Annotated in this window: 8 protein-coding genes; 4 read left to right on the forward strand and 4 right to left on the reverse strand. The window is 40.0% G+C overall.

All coding sequences use genetic code 11. From position 1 onward, the window contains the following. Nucleotides 1-10: 10 nt before the first annotated feature. Together dhaL and dhaK are read right to left on the reverse strand one after the other, a co-directional pair. Entirely contained in the window at nucleotides 11-640 is a 630-nt protein-coding gene (gene dhaL, locus HWQ42_RS26080) for a dihydroxyacetone kinase subunit DhaL (RefSeq protein WP_292817103.1), read from the reverse strand. Between the two features lie 31 nt (nucleotides 641-671). Further along, on the reverse strand, nucleotides 672-1,748 hold the full coding sequence (dhaK, locus tag HWQ42_RS26085) for a dihydroxyacetone kinase subunit DhaK (protein ID WP_292817104.1): 1,077 nt from the start codon (nucleotides 1,746-1,748) through the stop codon (nucleotides 672-674). 713 nt (nucleotides 1,749-2,461) lie between these two features. Between dhaK and HWQ42_RS26090 the strand changes: the two genes are divergently transcribed. Together HWQ42_RS26090 and HWQ42_RS26095 are read left to right on the forward strand one after the other, a co-directional pair. Further along, the gene (locus tag HWQ42_RS26090; protein WP_292817105.1) at nucleotides 2,462-3,868 is read left to right on the forward strand and encodes an AAA-like domain-containing protein; all 1,407 of its coding nucleotides are present in this window, start codon (nucleotides 2,462-2,464) and stop codon (nucleotides 3,866-3,868) included. A gap of 137 nt (nucleotides 3,869-4,005) precedes the next feature. Continuing rightward, the gene (locus HWQ42_RS26095) at nucleotides 4,006-5,580 is read left to right on the forward strand and encodes an AAA-like domain-containing protein (protein ID WP_292817106.1); all 1,575 of its coding nucleotides are present in this window, start codon (nucleotides 4,006-4,008) and stop codon (nucleotides 5,578-5,580) included. A 48-nt stretch (nucleotides 5,581-5,628) separates the two neighbouring features. On the opposite strand, the gene HWQ42_RS26100 is transcribed toward HWQ42_RS26095, so the two are convergent. Further along, nucleotides 5,629-5,850: a hypothetical protein gene (locus HWQ42_RS26100; RefSeq protein ID WP_292817107.1), complete on the reverse strand. Its 222-nt coding sequence runs from the start codon at nucleotides 5,848-5,850 to the stop codon at nucleotides 5,629-5,631. Between the two features lie 75 nt (nucleotides 5,851-5,925). On the opposite strand from HWQ42_RS26100, the gene recQ reads away from it, so the two are divergent. Then, on the forward strand, nucleotides 5,926-8,085 hold the full coding sequence (recQ, locus tag HWQ42_RS26105; RefSeq protein WP_292817108.1) for a DNA helicase RecQ: 2,160 nt from the start codon (nucleotides 5,926-5,928) through the stop codon (nucleotides 8,083-8,085). A gap of 233 nt (nucleotides 8,086-8,318) precedes the next feature. On the opposite strand, the gene HWQ42_RS26110 is transcribed toward recQ, so the two are convergent. After that, nucleotides 8,319-8,843, reverse strand: coding sequence for a pentapeptide repeat-containing protein (locus HWQ42_RS26110; RefSeq protein ID WP_292817109.1), 525 nt, complete (start codon nucleotides 8,841-8,843; stop codon nucleotides 8,319-8,321). 163 nt (nucleotides 8,844-9,006) lie between these two features. Here HWQ42_RS26110 and HWQ42_RS26115 point away from each other — a divergent pair, with 163 nt between their 5' ends. Then, nucleotides 9,007-9,579, forward strand: coding sequence for a Uma2 family endonuclease (locus HWQ42_RS26115; protein ID WP_292738570.1), 573 nt, complete (start codon nucleotides 9,007-9,009; stop codon nucleotides 9,577-9,579). The last annotated feature ends 223 nt before the right edge of the window (nucleotides 9,580-9,802 follow it).

The raw sequence follows: 9,802 nt of genomic DNA on the forward strand, positions 1-9,802 counted from the left end.
GTTGGAATTTTTAGGTTTCCAACACCCCCAACCAACTCTTTAACATCAAATAAGCAGAAGTCCCTCCCGGATCTTGATGTCCGATACTCCGTTCTCCCAGGTAGCTAGCCCGTCCCTTCTTCGCTTGCATCGGTATAGTTTCGTGCAACCCTTTTTGAGCTGCTGCTACAGCCTGTTGCATAGCTTCCAGCGTTCCCTTACTTTCTTCTACAGCTTGTCCAAAAGCGGCTACAGATGGAGACAGCACATCCACCATCGTTTTGTCTCCTAGTTGCGCTTTACCACGTTGCAGCACGCCGTCTAAGCCTGCTTGGAGTATTCCTAAAACATCTTGTTCTGTTAATTCTTGCTTACCAACTACTGCTGTACTGGCTCGTAAAAACCAGGTGCCATAAAGAGGACCACTAGCACCGCCAATAGAAGAAATTAAGGTCATACTCACAGCTTTAAGAATGCTGCTGATGTCCTTGTCTGTAAGAGTTGGTAACTGAGCGCTTACTTTTTTGAAGCCGCGATCCATATTGATCCCGTGATCGGCATCTCCGATCGCAGCATCTAATTCTGTCAAATAAGCTTTATTCTGCTCTATCTCCGTTGCATAAGCCTGCAACCACTGTAATATCTGTGACTGACTCACCATATTAAAATAATTCGTAATTCGTAATTCATGATTATGAAATTCCCCAACGCCAACTTGGTGTTTTTACTGGTGCATCCCAGAGCCGGATCATCTCATCATCTAATTTCAGCAGGGTAATGGAACAACCTTGCATTTCTAGAGATGTGATGTAAGGGCCTATCAAATTTCGCACAATTTGCAATCCTTGCTGTTCACAGATTTGGGCGAGTTTACGGTAAACAATATACAGTTCGGAAACCGGAGTTCCACCCATACTATTGACGAAAGCTAATAAGCGATCGCCTTTGGCAAATGGGAGATTTGTTAGTTCTACATCTGCCCATTCTCCTTTGTCTTCATCCCACTCGCGCAGTGTGCGGCTGTATGGTGCATCTTCAAGGAGCGATCGCGTTAAAATTTCGGTAATCTCGTCTACTGCTTTGATGGCTGTGCGTTCTATTCCTGGCTCACCGTGGATACCGATACCTAATTCGATTTCGCGATCGCTTAATTCAAATGTTGGTGTTCCATTCGCGGGCACTGTACAAGATGTTAGAGCAATTCCCATACTCCGCCCATTCAGATTTACTCGGCGACATAAATTTGCTATTTGTGGCAAATCATACCCAGCCTCAGCCGCCGCGCCACAAATTTTTTCCGCCAGTATTGTTGTTCCTACACCCCGCCTTCCTTGGGTATAGAGACTATCTTTCACTGCTACATCATCATCGATCAAAATATTTAGCACTCGAATGCCTTCACCACGGGCTAACTCCGTTGCGATCTCAAAGTTCATCACATCGCCACTGTAATTCTTGACGATATAAAGGATACCTGAACCTCCATTTACAAGCTTTGCTGCTTCTAGCATTTGGTCTGGAGTCGGTGAAGTGAAAACCTCACCAGGACAAGCTGCATCCAGCATTCCTTTGCCCACGAAGCCAGCGTGCATTGGTTCATGTCCACTGCCACCACCTGAAATAATTGCTACTTTACCCGGAATAGGTGCATTGGCTCGATAGACAAAAGCAGGATCGTAGTTCAGTTTAATTAAATCGGAATGAGCCGCCGCCATACCTTCTAGACTTTCCCGCACAAAGTCTTCCGGCTTGTTGATCAGCTTTTTCATAATCCGTGTTTGCTTAAAAGGGTGCTAAAACCCAGGTTATACCATTTTGGATTTTAGATTTTGGATTGGGAATTGCCTTAGTGCGTCTGGCTTGGTGTGAATCCATCTGTCGCAATCATTTTTCAAATTGGTATTATAGCGCTTCTGGTTTGTATGCAATAGAGTCTGACCTCTGTCTAAGCTCGACTTTATCCATTTTTGTCGTAACGTGAACGCTTATGCTGAAACCTTTGTGAGACAGTAGTTTTACTTTTTTCACTTTATCGATAATCTATGACGTGGAAAAAGTATTTGCCAAAAGACCAGGGTTTTTGCCGTATCAATAAAACCGAGTTATTAATTTTCGATAAAGTCGAGCTTAGGCTGAACTAACCTCGTACTCCAAAGAACTGAGACTAATCATCAATAAAAAAGTATATAATTATACAAAAAAATAATCAAAAAAATATCATTACAATAATATTTGTGATTTCCTAATAGAGTTTAAAATTGTATCAATGCAATCTTGATTTTTTGTGGTTTCAAGTATTTTTTCAGATGTATATTATTATTACTGAACCAAAACAAAAATTATATAGCGTTTCCTAATCATATAAGGTACATCACCGTTACTTTCTTGTTTGCGGGGAGTTGCTTGAGGTGGGGTTCTTATACCTCACTCAACCGAGAACCGCTATAAGTAAACTGCCTAGCTGTTTAACAATTTATACACTGTGGATAAGCTTCTACAATCTGTAAAAAAAATTCTCCAAGACAAGCCTCTCGATTCAATTCAGTGGTTTGTGCTTTATCAATCGTGGTTGGGTAAAACTTATAGTGAAATGGCAGAGGTATCAGGCTACGGCAACAATTACATCAAGGAAGTTGGTTCTGAGTTGTGGCAAGACCTTTCTATAGCACTTGGAAAAAGAATAACGAAAAAAAATCTGCATTTAGCCTTGAATAAACACTTGCAAGACGAGATAGGTAATCAAGAAAATCAGATCCCAGAAAAGTTCGGTGAAGAATCTAGCTTAGAAATGGTTCCTTCAGACTTTTTTTCAGCAAGCAAGATAGAATTTCCTAGCGGTCCTGTAGCATTAGGTTCTCCTCTTTACATCAATCGCCCTTCGCTGGAAGAACTTGTTTGTAATGAGGTTTTACACCCTGGTTGTTTAATCAGGCTCAAAGCACCTAGAAAGATGGGAAAAAGTTCTCTGCTCAATCGGATGATTGCTTATGCTAGAGAGCAAGATTATCAAATTGTCTATTTGGACTTTCAAGAAGCTGACCAAGACGTTTTTGCTTCCCTGGATAAATTTTTGCGTTGGTTTTGTGTAAATGTCAGTAGACAGTTAAATCTCCTTCCTTCTATAGATGATTTTTGGGATATGGAAATGGGCAGCAAGGTCAGCTGCAAAATCTATTTTGAAGCTTATCTGTTGCAATACATTAATGATAATCCTTTAGTTTTGGCTTTGAATGAAGTCCATCGAATTTTTGAACATCCCAATATTGCCCAAGACTTTCTGCCAATGCTGCGATTTTGGCATGAACAAGCAAAGCAAGATCAGACTTGGCAAAAACTGCGGATGGTAGTTGTTCACACCACAGAAATTTATATTCCGCTTAAGCTTAACCAATCGCCTTTCAATGTAGGGATAACAATTACACTGCCACCATTTACCCTGAAGCAGGTACAGAATTTAGCATTACGTTACGGACTAGATTGGGCAGGAAACTCGGAAGGGGCAAAACGCCTTGCACCCCTACAAGCAATGGTAGGAGGACATCCCTATCTGGTAAGCCTTGCATTTTATCATTTATGTCAGGGAGAAATGACGCTGGAGGTGTTATTAGAAACCGCATCTACACCAGTAGGAATTTACAGTCAGCATTTACGAGAACTGTTGACACTACTGCAAGAAGAACCAGAATTAATGTTAGCGATGGAACAGGTAATTGCAACAGATGAAAAAGTGGAGTTAAACGCGATCGCTGCTTATAAACTAGAAAGTATGGGTTTGGTTCAATTAAACGGCAATCAAGCTAGTGCCATGTGTGAGTTATATCGTCTTTATTTTAGTCAACAGTTTGGAAAGCAAAAGAGTGCTAATGCTTCTGTTAAATTTCCCCGCTAGTTTTAAAAGTTAATAGTAAGTAATATAGTTTTTACTATGAACTTAATATCTCATTGAGATGATGAGAATTTTATCAAATTTACCTATAAAAATTTTTGATTTAGATATAGAAGAAATTTACAATTAAAATCAATTAGATGAAAAATTATCGATACCAAGTTGGTGGTACTCTTACAAATGATGCTCCTAGCTATGTTCAGCGAAGAGCGGATGTAGAACTTTACGAAGCTTTAAAACAGGGTGAATTTTGCCACATTTTAACCTGTAGACAAATGGGTAAATCCTCACTTATGGTCAAAACAAAGCACCGCTTGCAAAAAGAGGGCTTTAGATGTGCCACCGTTGATATGACTAATATTGGTTGTGAAAATATCACTCCAGAACAATGGTATAAAGGAGTTGTCGGCGATTTATGGTTGAGTTTTAAACTGTTAGGAAAAGTTAATTTAAAAACCTGGTGGCAAGAACAAAATGATCTTTCTTTAGTTCAGAAAACCAGTCGATTTATTTCGGAAATTTTGTTAACTCAGTTTCCTGACGAAAAACTATTTATTTTTATTGATGAAGTTGATAGTATACTCAGTCTCGATTTTTCCGTTGATGACTTTTTTAAATTGATTCGGTTCTGTTACAATCAACGAGCAATTAATCCAGAGTATTATCGGATTACATTTGCAATTTTTGGGGTTGCTACACCTTCCGATTTAATTATATATCAAAATAATACTACCCCGTTTAATCTTGGTAAAACCATCCAAGTAAATGGTTTCACCTTTGAAGAAGCTCAACCACTTTCTTTAGGACTAGATATTAAAGACAATCATCCTCAGAAAGTTTTGAAAGAAGTATTAGCTTGGACAGATGGGCAACCATTTCTTACTCAAAAGCTGTGTCGGTTACTTGTGAGTTTATCTCAAGATGATATGGGTAGGAAGCTGAAAATTCCCCCTGGCACAGAAGAATTTTGGATAGAAAATGTGGTGCGATCATACATCATCGAGAAATGGGAATCACAAGATGAACCTGAGCATTTGCGAACTATTCTCGATCGCATCCTCAGAAACGAAAAATTTGCTGCGAGATTGTTAGGAATTTATCAACAAATCCTCCAAGGATTGAAAGTACCAGCCGATGATAGTCGAGAACAGGTAGAACTGTTACTGTCTGGTTTGGTAATCAAAAAACAAGGTTGTCTCCAAGTAAAAAACCGAATTTATCAAGAAGTTTTTAATTTAGAATGGGTTGGAAAAAAGTTAGCTTACTTGCGCCCTTACTACGAAAGCTTTAATGCATGGGTAGCCTCAGAAGAAAAAGATAAATCTCGCCTATTGCGTGGACAAGCCTTGATTGATGCTCAAATGTGGGCAAATGGTAAAAGCTTGAGCAACTTAGATTATCGATTTTTAGCTGCTAGTGAAGAATTAGATCGGCGAGAAGTACAACAGGCATTAGAAGCTGAACGTGCTCAAGAAGTTGAAGCACGACTTGCAGAACAACAAAAAAGGCTGACTCAACAAAAGAGAAATGCCACAATAGTGACACTTTTGCTCGTAGGGATGACAATCAAGTTGGTGATTTCTATCCTGTGGGGCGTATCGCTTTTACGAAAGATTGATGCTTTAGAATCACAGCTAAAATGCACCGATATTACTACACCTCTTCAATTTTCTCACTGCCCAAAGTCAAGAACTGCTAGGGAAACCTCAGAATAACAATCGTTCAAAAAACTCTCAATAACTCAAGTGCAGCCAATGTATAGGTTAGTTATCACTAGCAAATTTAAAAGTAGCTCTCGGAAAATTTGTTCGTCGTAATGCTGACTTACTAATGACGATGTTTATTAGCTCAATACAAGTGCGATCGCTAATATTGTAGCGGCAGTCTTTAAAGTCAAGCGTAGGCGTAGCCCGTCGTAGACATCGCTCATGTATGATGATTGATGAGCGTGCGATCGCCAACAGAAACCCAGGTCTGACCAACACTGCTGATCATGTAAGTTAAAATCCTGATATCTTCAATCACTACTCACGCAGACAGCCCCCGAAAAAGCGATCGCTATGCTTCAGTATCCCCATCTCGAACAAGCGCTAAAATATCACTTCGGTTATGACCAATTTCGCCCCGGACAACGGCAAATTATCGAAGATGCGCTGCAAAACCGAGATTTAATGGTTGTGATGCCGACTGGCGGGGGAAAATCTCTATGTTTTCAGCTACCAGCATTGTTGAAAAATGGACTAACTGTGGTAGTGTCGCCGTTAATTGCTTTGATGCAAGACCAAGTAGAAGCACTGCGAAATAATAATATTAATGCGACATTTCTCAATAGCAGTTTGAACACTTACAAAGTGCGATCGCGGGAAGAAGCCATCCTCACCGGTAAAGTAAAATTACTCTACGTCGCCCCAGAACGTCTCCTCAGTGAAAGGTTTCTCCCGTTTCTCGATTTAGTTAAAGAAAAAATTGGTATTTCTAGCTTTGCTATTGATGAAGCGCACTGCGTTTCGGAATGGGGACATGACTTTCGGCCAGAATATCGCCAGTTAAAATCTCTGCGGAAACGCTATCCTGATGTTCCTACTGTCGCCCTCACCGCTACCGCAACCGATCGCGTCCGTAGTGATATCATTCAACAACTAGGACTAAAGCAACCAAGCATTCATCTTGCCAGTTTTAACCGTGAAAATCTTTATTACGAAGTTCGTCCTAAAACTAAATATGCTTACGCTGAATTATTAGAACTAATTCGAGAAACTGAAGGTTCGACAATTATTTATTCTTTAACTCGTAAAAAAGTTGATGAACTCACTTTTAAACTACAAAATGATAAGATTGGTGTTCTGCCTTATCACGCCGGATTAACTGATGAGGAACGTAGTAGTAATCAAACGCGATTTATTCGAGATGATGTTCGGGTGATGGTGGCAACAGTTGCCTTTGGCATGGGAATTAATAAACCCGATGTGCGGCTGGTAGTTCATTTTGATATGCCCAGAAATATAGAAAGTTATTATCAAGAATCGGGTAGAGCCGGGAGAGATGGAGAACCATCTCGATGTACGATATTTTTCAGCTTTGGTGATGTTAAAACAATTGAATGGAGTATCGATCAAAAAACTGATCCTCAAGAACAGTTGATTGCTAAACAACAACTGCGTCAGATGATCGATTACGCGGAAGGCACTGATTGTCGGCGAACGATTCAACTGGGTTATTTTGGCGAAAGGTTTCCTGGGAATTGCGGTAATTGTGACAATTGTCGTCATCCCAAACCCATGCAAGATTGGACAATTGAAGCCATGAAATTTTTATCTTGTGTGGCGCGTTGTAAAGAAAGATTTGGGATGCTACACATAATTGATGTGTTGCGAGGAGCAAAAAAAGACAAAATTATCCAGTACGAACACGATAAACTTTCTACTTATGGTATTGGCAAAGATAGAACTGTCGATGAATGGCGAATGTTGGGGCGATCGCTTTTACATCAGGGGTTAATAGAACAAACTAGCGATGGTTACTCAGTTTTAAAACTAAATGCCCACAGTTGGGAAGTAATGCGAAAACAACGCACAGTTTCCTTAGCTGTAACCACAGTCCAAAAGATTACCTGGGAACAGGGGAGTGAAAAAGCAGAAGTTGCAGAAATATTATTGCAGAAGTTGCGATCGCTACGTAAAGAATTGGCTGATGAGCAATCTGTACCACCTTACGTCATCTTCCACGATTCCACTTTAAAATTGATGGTACAGGTGCAACCCCAAAACTTAGCTGATTTTGCCAAACTTTCTGGTGTAGGTAGTCACAAACTCGCTCAATATGGCGAAAAGTTCATTACAGAGATTCGCGCCTACCGCCAAGAAAAAGGTTTGCAAAATAAATCTGATACTTCCGTATCTTCTGCCAAATCATCTTCTTCTTACACCGAATTACAAACATTACAATTGCATCAACAAGGTTTAAATATCGCTCAAATTGCCCAAAAGCGTAACCTTAGTCCGGCAACAGTTAGCAGTCATCTAGAAAAACTAATTGATAAAAATCAGCCAGTTGATTTAAATCAATTAGTACCTTTAGAACATCAACAAAAAATTTGGCAAGTTTTAGAAGTACTCGGTGACATTTCCCTCACTCCCATCAAAGAACAACTAGGCGAAAGCTACACTTTTGATGAAATTCGTTTAGTACGGAGTAAGTGGCGGCGGGAAAATCGCAAATGAAAATTAAATTTTAGAAGATGTTTTAAAAGTATAGGGCGAATAGAATTCGCGGCTACACAAGCAAAGTCCACCTGCGTGGACTAAGATAAAATCAAGGGCTTCAAACCCACGGAGGTGGGTTTTGTCTGTATAGCCGCGATTTCTAATCGCCAGGGCTAGTATGAATTGAGACTTGACGAATATCCTCTTACCTTGTTCCGAATGCACCCCTCATGGCTGCAATTAGAGATGAACTAAAATTCTCCGAAAAATGGGCCGCCTTTAATAGTGCCATCGGGCATAGTGGTTTCCCAAATTAAATTACCGAATCTACAAATATTGATCTCAGAGACATCAGCCGAACGAAAGTTAGCATGAGCCAAAATGGCGTAAGAAAAACCACCGATGTTAGCTCCACAGAAGGTAGCACGACTAGCATTTATATGATTTAACTCGGTTTCCCTCAAATCGGCTTCAGTCAAGTCACACCAAGACAAGTTGGCGGAATATAAATTAGCATCCCTGACAATAGCACCTTTCAGCCAAGCGCCTTCCAAGGAAACACCAAACAAATCGGCTCCAGTCAAATCAGCTCGACACAGATCGGCTTGTCTCAAATAGGCTCCGCGCAAGTTGATATCTCTCAAAATAGCCCCTTCGAGGTCAATCGAACTGTCAAGGGGAACACCCTCAGATTGGATCAACTCAATCCCTCGAAAATCGCGCTCTCCATCAGCATACCGAGCCAGCAACTCCTCAGCAGTTATTTCCCAAGGCATGATTTAACCTCTAAGTTTTTTTTCTAATCTCAAATATATGGATGTCTAAGCCTTTCTGGGCAGTTTATGTCTAGAAAAAAATAGCCCTGTTGAGTATACTCTGTGAATTTTCAAACATCCTTTTATGATTAAAATACAAGAGCAAGATTAAAGGAGTTAGCCGATGAGTCAGATGCTTAATACAGGAGTACGCTGGACAACTCAGGATGTGGAATTATTACCAGAAAATGAGGGGACGCGCTACGAGATAGTTGATGGAGAATTATTTATGACCAGGGCACCTCACTTTAAACATCAGCAAACTTGTGGCAAAATTTTCCAACAGCTTAACATTTGGTCAGAGTCTACTGGTTTAGGAGAAGCTGTAATCAACCCCGGCGTTTTGTTTTCAGAATCAGATAATGTGATTCCTGATGTAGTTTGGGCTACTAAAGAAACCTTGGCGCTAACATTGGATGAAGCAGGACATTTAACTGGCGCACCAGATTTAGTAGTCGAAGTTTTGTCTGCTAGCAACGAAGACCTAAGACGAGATAAGGAAGCTAAACTTAAACTTTATTCTTCCAGAGGAGTAAAAGAATATTGGATTGCTGATTGGCGATCGCGTAAACTAGAGGTCTATCGGCGCGAACAAAGTCAACTTAACTTGGTAGCAACTTTATTTAGTAGTGATAATCTCATTTCTCCGCTATTGCCTGGTTTTAGCTGTACTGTAGACCAGTTTTTTCCTGTATAAATTTTAGGTTGAATGGAAAAAAAAATTTCAAGTAGCGGATTAACTGTCATTCTTTTCCCAAAACAAAATGTGTATAATTTATTGTTCAGATATCGCCTTGCACCAATAACTAAGTTTTCTCCTCATCAAGGCGATATCTATAGATCATCAGTTTACATTAAGAAAAACGGCTCTCCAAGAGTAGTTATGTTAAAATAACATGAATAAACAAAATAACCATCAA

It is taken from the genome of Nostoc sp. JL23 (assembly GCF_017115065.1).
Classification (GTDB): domain Bacteria; phylum Cyanobacteriota; class Cyanobacteriia; order Cyanobacteriales; family Nostocaceae; genus Nostoc; species Nostoc punctiforme_A.

Bases quoted from the DNA above. Each gene is read 5' to 3' on its own strand.
- HWQ42_RS26115 (WP_292738570.1), top strand. From the start codon at position 9,007: ATGAGTCAGATGCTTAATACAGGAGTACGCTGGACAACTCAGGATGTG.
- dhaL (WP_292817103.1), bottom strand. From the start codon at position 640: ATGGTGAGTCAGTCACAGATATTACAGTGGTTGCAGGCTTATGCAACG.
- recQ (WP_292817108.1), top strand. From the start codon at position 5,926: ATGCTTCAGTATCCCCATCTCGAACAAGCGCTAAAATATCACTTCGGT.
- HWQ42_RS26110 (WP_292817109.1), bottom strand. From the start codon at position 8,843: ATGCCTTGGGAAATAACTGCTGAGGAGTTGCTGGCTCGGTATGCTGAT.
- dhaK (WP_292817104.1), bottom strand. From the start codon at position 1,748: ATGAAAAAGCTGATCAACAAGCCGGAAGACTTTGTGCGGGAAAGTCTA.
- HWQ42_RS26095 (WP_292817106.1), top strand. From the start codon at position 4,006: ATGAAAAATTATCGATACCAAGTTGGTGGTACTCTTACAAATGATGCT.